Source organism: Micromonospora sp. NPDC049175 (assembly GCF_043197345.1).
Classification (GTDB): domain Bacteria; phylum Actinomycetota; class Actinomycetes; order Mycobacteriales; family Micromonosporaceae; genus Micromonospora.
Window position 1 is genome coordinate 77147 of the sequence record NZ_JBICSY010000007.1, and the last position, 14626, is coordinate 91772.

The window sequence follows — 14626 nt, forward strand, 5'->3', positions numbered from 1 at the left end:
CAGCCCAGCGACGAGAGGACGACGTGCCCGAGGGAACGGACGACCCCGCGCTCTCCGCGACGGAGGAGCTGGCGCTGGCCCGGCTGGCACTCGACGAGGGCGACCTGCACCACGCCGCCGGCCACCTCGCCGGCGCGCTGGCGCAGGCCCCCACCCTCCCGGAGGTGCACGAGACGCTGGCCCGACTCGCCGCGGCCAGCGGCGGTGGCCTCAACCTCTTCCCGATCAACCACCACACCTTCGTGGGCGCGGTCGTCGCCCGCGCCCATCTGCTCGCCACCGCCGGCCGCCCCGCCGAGGGGCTGGAGCTGCTGGCCGCGGCGACCTCGTACGCGCCCGGCACCGAGTGGGCCGGCGTGCCCTGGGTCACCGCGCCCGAACTGGCCGAACGGCTGGACCCGGAGCACATCGCCCGGGTCCTCATGCAGGTCTGCGCCGCGCTGCCGGACCCGGTGCCACGGGCCGACCGGGGCGCCCTCACGCCGTACCTCACGCTGGCCCGCAACGCCGCCACCGTCCACCCCGAGCACGGCCTGCTGCTGGGCGCGGCGTCCGCGCTGGCCCGGCGTCTCGGTGAGGCCGCGCTGGCGGTGCGCTGGGCCACCCGAGGGGTACGCGCACAGCCCTCGAAGATGGGCGAGGTCTGGCTCGGGTACGCGTACCGCAGCGCGGGCCGGACCCGCGACGGCCTCGCCGCCCTCGGTCGGGCCGTCGAGCTGGACCCCGACGACCTGGCGATCTACGCGGACATCGCCGGCACCCTGGCCGAGATCGGCCGGCTGGACGAGGCGCTGGAGTGGACCGAGCGGGCGTTGGCGCGCGACCCGTCCTTCGACTGCGCGGTGCACACCGCGCATCGGCTGCGGCACCTGCGCGACGGCGACCTGGCCCACCTGGTCGCGCTCGCCGACTTCGTCCGCGACCACCCCGACGACAGCCACGAGCATGGCGACCTGGCCCAGTGCTGCCGAGGCCGACCCTGGCTCGGCCAACTGACCCCGGCCGGCGGCCCACTCGTCGACGCGCTGCGCCAGGCGGTCGCCGATGACGACAACGGTTCCGGCAGCGCCGTACGCCTGCCCGCCGCGGCGCCGCCCAGCGCCGTCCGGACGGCGACGTCCACCGCCCCCGGGCTACGGATCGACATCGTCGGCACGCCGGAGCCGGACCCGCGCGAGCCCCGGCGGGCGTCGGCCCAACGGTTGTGGCACTACGCGGACAACATCCCCACGCCCGCACTCCCGGCGCCCTCGGCGACGGCTGTCGAGCGGATCGGTCAGCTCGCCCACCCGGCGTGGCCGCACCCACCGGCGGCGTACGACGCGGCGGTGGGCCTCGCCGGCCTCGACGTGGCGGACCTGCTCGGCCTGCTGGTGCACCCGCCGGCGGCGCCGGCCAACGCGGTGGGTCGGCTGCTGGCCGCCCACGACCCGTCGATCTGGGTGCGTGGCGTGCAGGTGTGGGCGTGCCTGGGGCTGCTGCACCACCGCACCGACGAGCCGTGGGAGAGCTCGACCCGGCGTCGCGTGCTGCTCGACCTGATCTGGGACGTCGAGGACTGGGTCACCGAGGCGGCGCTGTTCGCCCTGGTCACGGCCGCCTGGGTGGATCCCTCGGTACGGTCGGACGTGGCACGGGTGGTGGCGGAGCGGCTCGCCGACGCGGCCACCGTCGCTCGGGCCCGGCCGGTGCCGATCGCCGTCTCGCTGGCCCACCTGGCGCTCGCCGTCCCGGAGCTGGACAAGGCCACGGCGGCACTGGCCACCGAACTGCTCGACACGCGGTCCTCCCGGCTCCCCCGCCCCCGCAACCCCCTCCGTCGCCTCTGGCAACGCCTAACAACCCGCCGCCCCTAACCCACCCCACCCACCCCGCCCCGGCCCCACCCGGCCCACCCGCCCCGGCCCGCCCCGGCCCGGCCCCACCCGCCCCGGCGATCTTGCACTTTCTGTTGCCGTTTTGTCGGGAACAGGGGCTTATGTCGGAGCAGAAAGTGCAAGATCGCGGGGAGGGCAGCGTGCCGCGCGGGAGCGCGGGGAAAGCAGCGCGCCGCGCCGGCCCGTCAGGGCTGGCGCGGCGCGGCACGGGGGGTGCGGGTCAGGCGACCGGGGCCGCCTTGCCGAGGGCGATCTCGGCCTCCTCTTCCGGAGTGGCCTGCGGCGGCGCCTCGTTGGCGGTGCGCAGCGGGATCTCCTTGATGAACCAGGCGAGCACCGGGATCGCGATGGTGAACACCACCGCCCAGAGGAACACGTGCGAGATCGCGTCGGAGAGACCGCCGAGCACCAGCTCGCGCGCCTGGGCGGGCAGGTCCTTGAGCTTCTCCAGGTCCATTCCGGCGCCGCCGGACTCGCCGCCGAAGGCGCGACCGCCCTCGGAGTTGGCCAGCCGGCTGGCGAAGATCGCGCCGAACAGCGAGATGCCGAACGAGCCGCCGATCGACCGGAAGAACGTCGCCGCGCCGCTTGCCGCACCGAGGTCCTTCTGCTCGACGCTGTTCTGGGCGATCAGCATCGACGTCTGCATCAGGAAGCCCATGCCGACACCCAGCACGACCATGTACAGCGACGACATCAGCTTGCTGGTGTCGGTGTCGAGCATGGACAGCAGCGCCATGCCGGCGGTCATCACGACGCCACCGATGATCGGGTACGCCCGGTACCTGCCGTTCTTGGTGATCGCCCGGCCGATGACGAGCGAGACGACGAGCATGCCGAACATCAGGGGCAGCAGGAGCAGACCGCTGTTGGTCGCCGATGCCCCCTGCACGGTCTGCTGGTAGAGCGGCAGGAAGTTCATCGCGCCGAACATCGCGAAGCCGAGCAGGAAGCCGATCACCGAGATCAGCGCGAAGTTACGGTTCGCGAAGAGCGCCAACGGCAGGATGGGCTCCTGGACACGGCGCTCCACCAGGCCGAACGCCGCCAGCGCGACGACGGCCAGCACGGCCAGGCCGAGGATCTGCGGCGACGTCCAGTCGTACTCGTTGCCGCCCCAGGTGGTGATGAGGACGATCGCGGTGATGCCGATGGAGAGCAGCCCGGCCCCGAGCCAGTCGATCCGGTGCTCGGTGCGGTACTTCGGCAGGTGCATCGTGGTGATCAACACGAGCAGCGCGATACCGCCCAGCGGCAGGTTCACGTAGAACGCCCACCGCCAGGAGAGGTGGTCGGTGATGAAGCCACCGGCCAGCGGGCCGGCGACCATGGCGATGGCCATGATGCCGGCGATCATGCCCTGGTAGCGCCCACGCTCGCGGGGCGGGACCAGGTCACCGATGATCGCCATCACGCCGACCATGAGCCCACCGGCGCCGAGACCCTGCACGGCGCGGAAGGCGATGAGCTGGACCATGCCGTCCTGCGGGCCGCCGAGCATCCCGGAGCCGGCCATGCCACAGAGGGCGGAGCCGACGAGGAAGATGATCACCGAGGTCAGGAAGACCGACTTGCGGCCGTAGAGGTCACCGAGCTTGCCCCAGATCGGGGTGGACACGGTGGTGCCCAGGACGTACGCGGTTACCACCCAGGTGAAGTGGTTGAGGCCGCCGAACTCGCCGACGATGCGCGGTAGCGCGGTGCTGACGATCATGTTGTCGAGCATCGCGAGCATCATCGCGATCATCAGCCCGAACAGCACGACCCGGATGTTGTTGGGTCGCACGCCGGTCTGGGTTGCCTGTGTCATGGGTAAGCTCCCCCGAGTGATTGTCGCACTTACTTGCCGCCCGGCTAGTCACCTTACTAGCCGTACGGTAAGTTGGGTAGGAAGCCACGGTCAAGCCGATAGGAGTGCGTGAGTGAGGGAGAGCACAGGCGGGACGCGGGAGCGGATCAAGGCCGTCGCGCTCGAACTCTTCACCGAGCAGGGTTACGAGAAGACCTCGCTACGGGAGATCGCCGAGCGCCTCAACGTCACGAAGGCCGCGCTCTACTACCACTTCAAGAGCAAGGACGACATCGTCGCCAGCTTCGTCGAGGACCGGCTGCAGGGGATGGACGAGCTGAACGCCTGGGCCGCGACGCAGCCCGCCACGCTGGCCACCCGCCGCGAGCTGATCTCCCGGTACGCGGACACGATGTTCGACGGCACTCAGCCGTCGGTGATGCGCTTCTTCGAGCAGAACCAGACCGCGCTCAAGAGTCTCTCCGCCGGCCAACAGATGCGCGGTCGGATGTTGGAGCTGGCCGACGCGCTCTGCCGGGGCGACGAGTCCCCCGCCGCCCAACTCCGGGCCGCGCTGTCGATCTTCGCGGTACACACGAGCTGGTTCGCGGTCCGCGCGCCGCACATCAGCGACGACGAACGCCGCAAGCTCGCCCTGGAGGTGGCCGACGAGCTGCTGGCCGCCATCGGCACAGATCCCGACGCGAGCGACGACGGCCGGCCCCCCGCCGGTCTGGGCTGACCGGTCGACGGCTCAGCCGCGCGTCAGGTCCAGTCGCAGACCGAGCAGGTCCACGCCTGCCGCCGGCGCCCAGTCCTTCTCCGGTGCCCGGACGAACCCGAGCCGCGAGTAGAGCCGGTGCGCCGGATCGGCCATCCCGGCCCGCACGCAGATCACCAGCGCCGTGCAACCCAACTCGACGGCACGCGCCACGCACGCCTGCGCCAGCGCCGCGCCGACACCCCGGCCCTGAGCGCCCGGGTCGACCGCGAGCATCCGGAACTCCGCCTCGCCGGGCCCGGACAGCTCGGCGTACGGGGTGCCCGGCAGCACGAAGGTCACCGAGCCGAGCACCGCCTCGGTCGCCTCGTCGACCGCGACCAGCACCGCGCCGCTGGCGGCCCGGGTCGCCACATCGGCAAGCACCTCGCCGTACCCGTGTTCGCCCTTGAGCTGGCCGTCCGCCTCGTACGCGGCAACTGTCAGCCGGGCCACCGTCGGGAAGTCGGCTGGCTCGGCCGGACGGACCCGCACCCCGCTCAAGCAATCACCGCGATGAGATCGCCGTCCTGCACGACGTCGCCCTCGTGGACCGCGAGCTGCTCGAGCACACCGTCGGACTCGGCGACGACCGGGATCTCCATCTTCATCGACTCGAGGATCACCAGGGTGTCGCCCTCGGCCACGGTGTCACCCGCCGTGGCGACGACCTTCCAGACGTTCGCCACCATCTCGGCGCGGATCTCCTCGGCCATGTCCGGGCCCTCCCTTTTCGCGATGTGCCTGCCGACGTATCCAATCATGCGACGTCCGCCGGTGGGCGCGCAGCGGCACGGCCGGGATGGCGCACCCGCCCCGGGGAAAGGCCGCAGGTGTCGGCCGCACTACCATCAGCGGGTCGGACCCGATGCCGGGCCGCCGGTGGCCACACCGGCGCCGAGGTCGTGGGCAGCACAGGTCCGCCCCCATCACGAGGAGGTCAGCATGGCGAAGAAGTCCCGGAAGAAGAAGGCTCGTAAGAAGAGCGCCGCGAACCACGGCAAGCGTCCCAACTCCTGAACGGGTCGACGGGCCGGCGGCCCGTCACCGATCAGCTCGACCCGGCCGACGCCGGGTACACCGGTGGCCCGGGTCGACAACGACCCGGGCCACCGGTCTTGACGCTGTGCCGCGCCGACGCTCAGTCGGCCAGCTCGCGGGAATCACTCGTCTCGAAGACCACCAGCTCGGTGAGCTTGACCCGCAGTCGCTCGCGCAGCTCGTCCGGGGCGGTCTCGTTGCCACAGCACCGAGCCACCAGCGCCCGCACCTCCTGCTCCAGCCCGTACTCACGCAGGCAGGGCCCGCACTCGTCCAGGTGGTGCCGGATCAGCGAGCGCCGCTCGTCGGCGCACTCCAGGTCCAGGTAGAGGTAGACCTCCGCGAGCACCTCGCGGCAATCCGTCTCGTGCGGCTCCCCACAGCTCACGTCACACCTCCCGGCCGGCGGCGGCGGTCGAGCCCTTGGACGAGCGGGCGGCACTGAAGCCCCGCTCCCCGGCGTAGCGCTCAAGCAACTTGCGCAGATTACGACGGCCCCGGTGCAGACGCGACATCACCGTGCCGATCGGCGTGCCCATGATGTCGGCGACCTCCTTGTAGGAGAAGCCCTCGACATCGGTGAGGTAGACGGCGAGACGGAACTCCTCCGGCAACTGCTGGAGGGCCTCCTTGACGTCGCTGTCCGGCAGCCGGTCCAGTGCCTCGGTCTCGGCGGAGCGCAACCCGCTCGAGGTGTGCGACTCGGCCTCGGCGAGCTGCCAGTCGGTGATCTCCTCGGTGGGCGCCTGGATCGGCTGGCGCTGCCGCTTGCGGTAGGAGTTGATGTAGGTGTTGGTCAGGATCCGGTAGAGCCAGGCCTTCAGGTTCGTGCCCTGCTCGAACTGGTGGAAGGCCGCGTACGCCTTCAGGTACGTCTCCTGGACCAGGTCTTCGGCATCCGCCGGGTTGCGTGTCATCCGCAGCCCAGCAGCGTAGAGCTGATCGACGAATGGCATCGCGTCCCGCTCGAACCGGGCCCTGCGCTCGTCCGTCTTCTCGGTGGTCAACCGCACATCCCCTCGCGTCGGATGCTTTCCCGCCGAGGATACGCGCACGGACCTGCCCGCAGATTCACTTCCGGCCGGTGTGCCCGTGCTCACCGCACCCACCCCGCCCGGTCCCGCCGTCGCGGGCCACTCCGGGCCATCCAGCAGCCGCTTCAGCTGCCGGGCGTCCCGCTCGTCCCGTTCCAGGCTTCGTGTCTCGGTCGGCACCGGTCACCCCCCTCGCAGAAAAGTCTTCCGGGGTTTGTAACGCGAGATGACCACTGGGACATTCCGGCCGCCCTCCCGTTCCTGGTCCCGGCCCCGACGGCGGCCGGCGCTGGGACCAGGAAGGGCCTGGGAGGACTGGTGTCGCCGGTCCGGATCGGAGCCGGTGGCACCATCGGATGCAACGACCCGCGCCCGGCACCGGAAACGGTCGCCCGGGCGAGCCGGGATCAGGCGGACGCCCAGCCCCGGGCGCGCAGCCAGGTCCGGACGACGGCGGCGGTGCCCGCCGGGTCCCGCCGCAGGTCGTGCGTCTCCCCAGGACGGGTCACCACCTGCACGGTCGGCCCCGGCTCCGGTGTCCCGAACGGGTCCCGGTCACCGTTGACGACAAGCGTCGGTAGGCCGGTGTCCAGTTCAGCGGCCCGCGAGCGCTCCGGCCGCCCGGGCGGGTGCAGCGGAAAGGCCAACGCGAGCACGCCTGCCGCGCCCACCGCACGGGCCGTACGGCAGGCCACCCGGGCGCCACTGGAACGGCCACCGACCAGCAGCGTCGGCACGTCGGCGTGCCGCTCACGCAGCACGGTGAGCACCGCCGTCCAGGCCTCGTCGAGGTGACCCGCGGGTGCCGGCGCACGGCGGCCGGCGACCCGGTAGGGCTGGGTCACCCGCGCCACCACCAGGCCGGCCTCGACCGCCGCGTCCCGGACCGCGAGCAGGTCCGGGGCGTCGACGCTGCCGCCCGCGCCGTGCCCGAGCACGAGCAGAGCGCGGGCCGGGCGGGACGGCAGGTCGGTGTCGCTCCGCGCCGGACCACGCGGTGTGTTGATCTCGTCGCTGGGCAGCACCGACCCATTCTGCGCCGCCGGACCGGCGACGGGTGCGGGCCGGTGGGCCGATCAGCTCAACGGGACCAGGGTGAGCAGCCGATCCCGCACCGGCGGGCCGGCGTCGTCGACGGCGTCCGGATCCGGCTCGACCTCGCCACGCCAGGCGACAAGCATCGCCCGGCGTTCGCGAGGTGTCGTGGCACCCCACACGCCGTGGCAGTCACCGACGTCGAGGGCCCAGGCCAGGCAGGACCCCTGCACGTCGCAACTGCGACACAGCGAGACGGCGGCGTCCGCCGGTTCGTTCGGTGCCGGAAAAAATGTCTCCGGATCGACGCTCTGGCATGTGCCTCTGGTGCGCCACGCGTCGTCTTCTCGTCGTTCCCGCACGGCCCGCAGCAGTCGCGGATCTCGCCGCGCCGCAGCCACCTCGTGCGGCCTAGGCATACGCGCCCGTGTCATCCACCCACCTCCCCCGTGGGACCGGCAAAATCGGTGGACGCCATTCGCCCCGTGCGAATCGACAGCCACTACCGGCGCTGTGTTCTATCGCACTTCACAACACCGAGACAAGGGTCTGCCGGGAACATGACTGAACGGCCAGGAGACGAATCGCGCGCAACCCTGGCAAATCGGCGCTTGACGATGTGCGGCGGTCGGTCTCAGAACAGGGTCAGCTCCTGCGGTCGCACCGCTGGCTCCACCGACACCCGGGCGGTCAATTGCGGCCCGTCATTGCGGACGTCGCCCACCGCCGGACCGACCGGCCGGATTTCCAACCCGGCGAGCCGCTCCGCCGACGGCGGGAGGAGCAGCCGCTCCGGCTCGTCGGTCGGCGCCAGCCACGACGACCAGTGCTCGGGCGACAGCAGCACCGGCATCCGGTCGTGCACCTCGGCCAGCTCGCCGAGCGCCGCGGTGGTCAGCACGCTGAAGGTGAGCCGGGTGTCGGCCTCGGACTGCCAGACCGACCAGATGCCGGCCAGGGCGAGCACCGAACCGTCGCTCGGCGTCAGGTAGTAGGCCTGGCGCCCACCGTCGGGGCGACGGACCCACTCGTACCAGCCGTCCGCCGGGACCAGGCAGCGGCGTCGGGAGAACGACCCGGCGTACGCCCGACTGGTGGCCACCGTCTCCGCCCGCGCGTTGATCATGCGGGCCGCCCCGGCGGGAGACCGGGACCAGTGCGGCAGCAGACCCCAGCGACCGACACAGAGGCTGCGGTGCCCCTCGGGGCTCACCCGGACCAGCGGCACCGGGTCGGTGGGCGCGACGTTGTGATCCGGTCGGAGCAGGCCGTCGGTGTCGTCGGACGACTCGAACAGCGCGCTCAACTCACCGGAGGTCCGGGTCGTCGCGTACCTGCCGCACATGGACCACACGCTAACGCGTCCCAGCCTCGCCGGCTGTCCCGCCAACCGGGAGTACGACCACCGCTTTCCCCGCCGAGCCGCCGAAGCGGCAGAATGTAACCGTGGCGAATCTGACGGCGACCCGGCCGCCACAGCCGTGGAGCGCGCCGACCGCGTCCAACCCGGTAGCGGTGACGCTGCGCCTGCCCGGATCCAAGTCGATGACCGCGCGCGCCCTGGTGCTCAGCGCGTTGGCCGCCGGCCCGTCGACGCTTGCCGAGCCGCTGCGGGCCCGCGACACCGAGCTGATGGCCGCCGGCCTGCGCGCGATGGGCGCGTACGTGTCGATCAGCGACGACGAGCGCTGGCTGGTCCGGCCGCACCCGCTTGTCGGCCCCGCCCACGTCGACGTGGGCCTGGCCGGCACCGTGATGCGGTTCGTGCCGCCGGTGGCCGGGCTGGCCGACGGGCCGGTCACCTTCGACGGCGACCCGTACGTCCGCACCCGGCCGCTCGGCCCGCTCGTCGACGCGCTGCGCTCGTTGGGCGTCCGGATCGACGTCACCGGCACGGGCAGCCTGCCTCTCACCGTTTTCGGCTCCGGCCGGGTCACCGGGGGCGAGGTGGTGATCGACGCCTCCGCCTCCAGCCAGCTCGTCTCCGGGTTGCTGCTGGCCGGCGCACGCTTCGACCGGGGCGTCGTGGTGCGGCACGTCGGCCCCCCGGTGCCCTCCGCGCCGCACCTGCGGATGACGGTGCGGATGCTGCGGGCCGCCGGCGCGGCCGTCGACGACAGCACCCCCGACGTGTGGACCGTCGAGCCCGGGCGGCTCACCGGGCGCGGCTGGGAGATCGAACCGGACCTCTCCGGCGCGGTGCCGTTCTTCGCCGCCGCCCTGGTCACCGGCGGCGAGGTGACCCTGCGGGGCTGGCCGCACAGCAGCGCGCAGCCGGTCGACCGACTCCGCTCGCTGCTCCAGCGGATGGGCGGCGAGGTCACCCTCTCCACGGACGGGCTGACCGTCCGCGGCACCGGCGTGGTGCACGGCCTGACCGCCGACCTCTCCGACGTCAGCGAGCTGACCCCGGCGCTCACCGCGCTGGCCATGCTTGCCGACTCGCCGTCGGTGTTCACCGGCGTCGGGCACATCCGTGGCCACGAGACCGACCGGCTGACCGCGCTCGCGCGCGAGTTCACCGCTCTCGGAGCGGACATCACCGAGGCGCCGGACGGGCTGGAGATCCGACCCCGTCCACTGCGCAGCGGGCTCTTCCGCACCTACCACGACCACCGCATGGCGCACGCCGCCGCGGTGGCCGGGCTCGCCGTCCCCGGCATCGAGATGGACGACGTGGGGTGTACCTCCAAGACCATGCCCGAGTTCCCGGCACTATGGTCAGCGATGGTGACCGGAAAGTGAGCGTCCGGGCGCTCCCTAAGATCCGGGCGCTCACTAAGAGCTGACGCGAGAAGAGGACAGGTCCTGGCGACCAAACGGCGGGAGTACGACGAGGACGACGTACGGGTCCGGCCCGGGAAGTCGTCGCGCCCGCGTACGCGCACCCGCCCCCAGCACAACGACGCGGTGGACGGCTTCGTCATCGCCGTCGACCGGGGGCGCTACCAGTGCGTGCTGGCCGGGGCCGAGCGCGGCGTCGTGGGGGCCGAGCTGCCCACGGTGACCGCGATGCGGGCCCGCGAGCTGGGCCGCAAGTCGGTGGTGGTGGGCGACCGGGTCAGCCTGGTCGGCGACACGTCCGGGGCGGAGGGCGCTCTCGCCCGGATCGTCCGGATCGCCGAACGCCGCTCGGTGCTGCGCCGCACCGCCGACGACGACGACACCACCGCCGAGGGTCGGCTGGAACGGGTGGTGGTGGCCAACGCCGACCAGTTGGTGATCGTCAGCGCGCTCGCCGACCCGCCGCCGCGCACCGGGTTCATCGACCGCTGCCTGGTGGCCGCGTACGACGCGGACGTCGAGCCGCTGCTCTGCCTCACCAAGGCCGACCTGGCCGGGCCGGAGGAGGTGCTCGGTTACTACACCGAGTTGGAGCTGCCGTACGTGCTCAACCGTCCCGACTCCGACCTCGACGCGCTGCGCACGTTGCTGAGCGGCAAGGTGTCGGTGCTGGTCGGGCACTCCGGGGTGGGCAAGTCGACGCTCGTCAACCGCCTCGTCCCGGACGCGCTGCGCGCGGTCGGCGTGGTCAGCGCGATCGGCCGGGGCCGGCACACCTCCACGAGCGCGGTGGCGCTGCGGCTGCCACCGGTGCCCGGCGTCGACACCGACCCCGGCTGGATCATCGACACTCCCGGTATCCGCAGTTTCGGGCTGGCACACGTCTCCGCCGACAGCCTGTTGCACGGCTTCCCGGACCTGGTCGAGGGCACCGTCGACTGCCCGCCCAACTGCCAGCACACGGCCGACGAGGCCGCCTGCGGGCTGGACGCCTGGGTGGCCGCCGGCAAGGCCGACCCGCGCCGGCTGGCCTCGTACCGCCGGTTGCTCGCCTCCCGTGCCGGCGAGGGTGACTCGCGCGGTGAGAGCGACCAGCGCGGACCCGGCGAGGGTGACCGGCGCGGGCCCGACGAGTGAGCCGATCGGCGTCGGCTAGGTTGCCGGCATGACCGGGTACGCCGACGACCTCGCCCTCGCCCATCTGCTCGCCGACCGGGCCGACGCCGTCTCCACGGCCCGGTTTCGCGCGCTCGACCTGCGGGTGGAGTCGAAGCCCGACCTGACCCCGGTCTCCGACGCGGACACCGCCGTGGAGCGGGAGATCCGCGCCCTGCTGGCCGAGCACCGGCCGACCGACGGGCTGCTCGGCGAGGAGTACGGCGCGCGACCGGCCACCGCCCCGCACGGCCGTCGTTGGATCATCGACCCGATCGACGGCACCAAGAACTTCGTCCGGGGCGTGCCGGTCTGGGCCACCCTGATCGCGCTCTACGACGGTGACCGGCCGGCGGTCGGCGTGGTGTCCGCACCGGCGCTGGGCCGGCGCTGGTGGGCGAGCGCGGGCGCGGGCGCGTACGCCGGTCCCGGCTCCGCCGACGGCGAGCGGATCGGGGTGTCCGCGGTACGCGACATCGCGGATGCCAGCTTCTGCTACTCGTCGCTCGACGGGTGGGAGCGCGCCGGGCGGCTCGACGCGATGCTGGACCTGATGCGGGCCACGTGGCGCAGTCGGGCGTACGGCGACTTCTACGGCTACATGCTGCTGGCCGAGGGCGCACTGGAGGTGATGGTCGAACCGGAGTTGTCACTGTGGGACGTGGCGGCGCTGGTGCCGATCATCACCGAGGCGGGTGGCACGGTCACGGATCTGTCGGGTCGGCAGGCTCCGGCCGGCGCGCCGGGCACCGACAGCAGCGTGGTGGCCACCAACGGTGTGCTGCACGCCGACATCCTCGGCCGGCTCGATCGACCAGCCGAGCGCTGACCCCCGTCAACCTCTATCCTCGCCAGGTGGTCTCCTCCGGTTGGTGTTTTCTCGCGGCGATGATCGTCGCGTACGGCTTCGCCAACCTCCTCCAGTCGGTGGCCGCGGCCCGCACCACTGTCCACCACACCTTCGACCCGGGCCTGCTGCTGCGTCTCGCCGGGCACCGGACGTACCTGGTCGGCCTGGGCTGCCAGATCGGCGGATTCGTGCTCGCCTTCCTGGCCCGCCGGGACCTGCCGCTGTTCCTGGTGCAGGCGAGCGTCGCGGCCGGGCTCGGGGTGACCGCCATCCTCGGGGTGCTGGTGCTGAAGTGGCGGCTGCCGGTGGCGGAGGTGGTGCTGCTGGCCCTGCTCTTCGGCGGGATCACCGCGCTGGTGTTGTCCGCCCGGCCGGCGCCGTCGAAGCAACTCGGCACCGCTGGGTCGATCGCCCTGCTGGTGGCGCTCGGTGTGATCGCGGTGCTCGGTGTCTTCGCCGTCCGGCTGCGCGGGGCGCCCGGCTCGGTGGCTCTCGGCTCGCTGGCCGGGTTGGCGTTCAGCTCGGCGGCGGTCGCCGCCCGTCCCCTGGCGTCCGCGCCGTCCGCCGAGGCGTTCCTCTCCCACCCGCTGTTCTACCTGCTGATCGCCCACTCGATCGTCGGTCAACTGCTGCTGGGGTTGGCCATGCAGCGCGGTTCGACGACCGCGGCGGTCGCCGCGATGGACGCCGCCGGCGCGGTGCCGGCCGCGGTCGTCGGCCTGCTGCTGCTCAACGACAAGATCTGGCCGGGCCGGGAGTGGTTGGCCGCGGCCGGTTTCCTGGTCACCCTGGCCGCGGTGATCGGGCTGACCCGGTACGCCGAGCCGCAGCAGCAACGCGCGGTGGCACACCGTCGCGACCAGGCCATGGTCGTCGTCGGGCGGTCCGGCTGAGACACCGGGCCGCCCGACCGGCCCGCTCAGGCCTCGACCGGCTTGCGGCGACTCACCACCCGCTCGTAGAGCCGCTCCAACGCGCCCGCGGTGCGTTCCCAGGTGTAGCTGCTGCGGACCCGGTCCACAGCGGCGTGCCCGTAGGCGAAGCGGCCGGCGTTGTCGGCGAGCAGCCGGCGCAGCGAGACGCCGAGCGCCCGCACGTCGCCGGGGGGCACCAGGCGGCCGGTGACCTCGTCGACGACGGCGTCCGCCAGACCACCCATCGCATAACCGATCACCGGTACGCCGCAGGCCATCGCCTCCAGCGAGACCCGCCCGGCGGAGGAGTAGTGCGGCGTGCAGGCGACCACGTCCGCCGAGCGGTACCAGGTGGCCATCTGGTCGTGCGGCACCGCTCCGACGAGCCGTACCTGGTCGACGACGCCGACCTGCTCGGCCAGCTCACGCAGCCGCCGCGCCTCGGCATGGTTGGCCAGTTGGTCGGCCGGCGGCCCACCGGCGATGACCAGCTCGGCGTCGCCGACCAGTCGCATCGCCCGGATCAGGTCCTCCTGGCCGTGCCCGGGGGACAGTGAGCCGACCGAGAGGATGCGGGCCCGCTGTTCGCGGGGGGCCGCCTCGCCGTCGGGCTGGAACTGCTCGATGTCCACCCCGGCCGGCACCAGCGCGACCGAGCTACGTTGCAGACCCATCCGGGTCAGCTCGTCGACCTCGTCGTTCGACTGGGCGACGGCGATGTCGACGGCCCGGGTCAGCGCGCGTTCGAGAGTGATCCGCTCCCCCGGCCCGCCGTAGTGGCCGCCCAGGTGGCGTGCCTGCTCGACGCCGAGCGAGTGGAACGTCTGCACCACCGGGATGTCGGTCTCCCGGACGGCGTGCGCGGCGGCCAGGCCACCGACCCAGTAGTGCCCGTGCACCACCTCGGGCCGCCAGGCGCCGGACCACGAGTCGGCCAACCAGCGGCCGAACTCCGTGACGTACGGGATGAGTTTCGCGGTGGGTAGTGGGGTGGGTGGGCCGGCTGGCACCTGGAGCACCTGGTAGCCGTCGACGTCGACGGTCGCCGGCAGGCCGGGGTCGTCCCGGCGCTCGTACAGCCGTACCTCGTGGCCTCGCTCGGCCAGTTCGGCGGCGACCCGTGCGATGTGTTGCCGGGTGCCGACCGGTGGGCCATCGGCGTGGCGGTATGAGCTGGCGTGCGCGCAGACGAGGCCGACGCGCATGGGTCACCTCCCTGCGATCTTTCCTCGGCAGTGGTCCTCCCGTTCAGAGCGTCCCATTAACCTCGGGGGCGGGAGTCGAAACCTGGCAGATCGGGAACAGTGCCCGCGAGTGCCACCGACGCTTGCGCCACGGCAACCACATTGACCACACCACACGGCACTCCCCGAAGATCGACAATCAA

At 72.5% G+C, this 14626-nt stretch carries 15 protein-coding genes and 1 pseudogene; 7 read left to right on the top strand and 9 right to left on the bottom strand.

Annotated elements, in window-relative coordinates:
* Positions 1–23: 23 nt before the first annotated feature.
* On the top strand, positions 24–1856 hold the full coding sequence (locus ACGFH8_RS26320) for a tetratricopeptide repeat protein (RefSeq protein WP_393371963.1): 1833 nt from the start codon (positions 24–26) through the stop codon (positions 1854–1856).
* Positions 1857–2097: 241 nt separating this feature from the next.
* Here ACGFH8_RS26320 and ACGFH8_RS26325 read toward each other — a convergent pair whose 3' ends face one another.
* Positions 2098–3687, bottom strand: a complete 1590-nt coding sequence (locus ACGFH8_RS26325; protein WP_393371966.1) for an MDR family MFS transporter — start codon at positions 3685–3687, stop codon at positions 2098–2100.
* 112 nt (positions 3688–3799) lie between these two features.
* On the opposite strand from ACGFH8_RS26325, the gene ACGFH8_RS26330 reads away from it, so the two are divergent.
* Positions 3800–4408 (top strand): TetR/AcrR family transcriptional regulator, encoded by a 609-nt coding sequence (locus ACGFH8_RS26330; RefSeq protein ID WP_393371968.1) that lies wholly within the window; start codon positions 3800–3802, stop codon positions 4406–4408.
* A 12-nt stretch (positions 4409–4420) separates the two neighbouring features.
* On the opposite strand, the gene ACGFH8_RS26335 is transcribed toward ACGFH8_RS26330, so the two are convergent.
* Entirely contained in the window at positions 4421–4930 is a 510-nt protein-coding gene (locus tag ACGFH8_RS26335) for a GNAT family N-acetyltransferase (RefSeq protein ID WP_393371971.1), read from the bottom strand.
* A complete protein-coding gene (locus tag ACGFH8_RS26340) occupies positions 4927–5142 on the bottom strand; it encodes a biotin/lipoyl-binding carrier protein (protein ID WP_357403262.1) in 216 nt (71 codons plus the stop codon). The genes ACGFH8_RS26335 and ACGFH8_RS26340 overlap by 4 nt, the downstream gene beginning before the upstream one ends.
* Before the next feature lie 229 nt (positions 5143–5371).
* On the opposite strand from ACGFH8_RS26340, the gene ACGFH8_RS26345 reads away from it, so the two are divergent.
* Positions 5372–5446: a 50S ribosomal protein bL37 gene (locus ACGFH8_RS26345; RefSeq protein ID WP_369814844.1), complete on the top strand. Its 75-nt coding sequence runs from the start codon at positions 5372–5374 to the stop codon at positions 5444–5446.
* Positions 5447–5567: 121 nt separating this feature from the next.
* On the opposite strand, the gene rsrA is transcribed toward ACGFH8_RS26345, so the two are convergent.
* From rsrA to ACGFH8_RS26370, 5 genes are all read right to left on the bottom strand, one after another.
* Positions 5568–5855: a mycothiol system anti-sigma-R factor gene (gene rsrA / locus ACGFH8_RS26350; protein WP_030336658.1), complete on the bottom strand. Its 288-nt coding sequence runs from the start codon at positions 5853–5855 to the stop codon at positions 5568–5570.
* Between the two features lies 1 nt (position 5856).
* Positions 5857–6681: a sigma-70 family RNA polymerase sigma factor gene (locus ACGFH8_RS26355; RefSeq protein WP_357348978.1), complete on the bottom strand. Its 825-nt coding sequence runs from the start codon at positions 6679–6681 to the stop codon at positions 5857–5859.
* Positions 6682–6908: 227 nt separating this feature from the next.
* Positions 6909–7526: an alpha/beta family hydrolase gene (locus tag ACGFH8_RS26360; protein WP_393371974.1), complete on the bottom strand. Its 618-nt coding sequence runs from the start codon at positions 7524–7526 to the stop codon at positions 6909–6911.
* 51 nt (positions 7527–7577) lie between these two features.
* Entirely contained in the window at positions 7578–7970 is a 393-nt protein-coding gene (locus ACGFH8_RS26365; RefSeq protein ID WP_393371977.1) for a WhiB family transcriptional regulator, read from the bottom strand.
* 200 nt (positions 7971–8170) lie between these two features.
* Positions 8171–8881, bottom strand: coding sequence for an SOS response-associated peptidase (locus ACGFH8_RS26370; protein WP_393371980.1), 711 nt, complete (start codon positions 8879–8881; stop codon positions 8171–8173).
* Between the two features lie 101 nt (positions 8882–8982).
* On the opposite strand from ACGFH8_RS26370, the gene aroA reads away from it, so the two are divergent.
* From aroA to ACGFH8_RS26390, 4 genes and pseudogenes are all read left to right on the top strand, one after another.
* A complete protein-coding gene (aroA, locus tag ACGFH8_RS26375) occupies positions 8983–10281 on the top strand; it encodes a 3-phosphoshikimate 1-carboxyvinyltransferase (protein ID WP_393371983.1) in 1299 nt (432 codons plus the stop codon).
* Between the two features lie 165 nt (positions 10282–10446).
* Entirely contained in the window at positions 10447–11457 is a 1011-nt protein-coding gene (gene rsgA, locus ACGFH8_RS26380) for a ribosome small subunit-dependent GTPase A (RefSeq protein ID WP_393371986.1), read from the top strand.
* A 28-nt stretch (positions 11458–11485) separates the two neighbouring features.
* Positions 11486–12304 carry a histidinol-phosphatase gene (gene hisN, locus ACGFH8_RS26385; RefSeq protein WP_393371989.1) on the top strand — a complete coding sequence of 273 codons (819 nt, stop codon included), beginning with the start codon at positions 11486–11488 and terminating at the stop codon, positions 12302–12304.
* A 59-nt stretch (positions 12305–12363) separates the two neighbouring features.
* Positions 12364–13287: pseudogene (locus ACGFH8_RS26390) on the top strand (hypothetical protein).
* On the opposite strand, the gene ACGFH8_RS26395 reads toward ACGFH8_RS26390, so the two are convergent.
* Positions 13245–14444 (bottom strand): glycosyltransferase, encoded by a 1200-nt coding sequence (locus ACGFH8_RS26395; RefSeq protein ID WP_393371990.1) that lies wholly within the window; start codon positions 14442–14444, stop codon positions 13245–13247. The pseudogene ACGFH8_RS26390 and the gene ACGFH8_RS26395 sit on opposite strands and share 43 nt — an antisense overlap.
* Between the last annotated feature and the right edge of the window lie 182 nt (positions 14445–14626).

Bases quoted from the DNA above. Each gene is read 5' to 3' on its own strand.
- hisN (WP_393371989.1), top strand. From the start codon at position 11,486: ATGACCGGGTACGCCGACGACCTCGCCCTCGCCCATCTGCTCGCCGAC.
- ACGFH8_RS26325 (WP_393371966.1), bottom strand. From the start codon at position 3,687: ATGACACAGGCAACCCAGACCGGCGTGCGACCCAACAACATCCGGGTC.
- ACGFH8_RS26395 (WP_393371990.1), bottom strand. From the start codon at position 14,444: ATGCGCGTCGGCCTCGTCTGCGCGCACGCCAGCTCATACCGCCACGCC.
- ACGFH8_RS26370 (WP_393371980.1), bottom strand. From the start codon at position 8,881: ATGTGCGGCAGGTACGCGACGACCCGGACCTCCGGTGAGTTGAGCGCG.
- ACGFH8_RS26365 (WP_393371977.1), bottom strand. From the start codon at position 7,970: ATGACACGGGCGCGTATGCCTAGGCCGCACGAGGTGGCTGCGGCGCGG.
- ACGFH8_RS26340 (WP_357403262.1), bottom strand. From the start codon at position 5,142: ATGGCCGAGGAGATCCGCGCCGAGATGGTGGCGAACGTCTGGAAGGTC.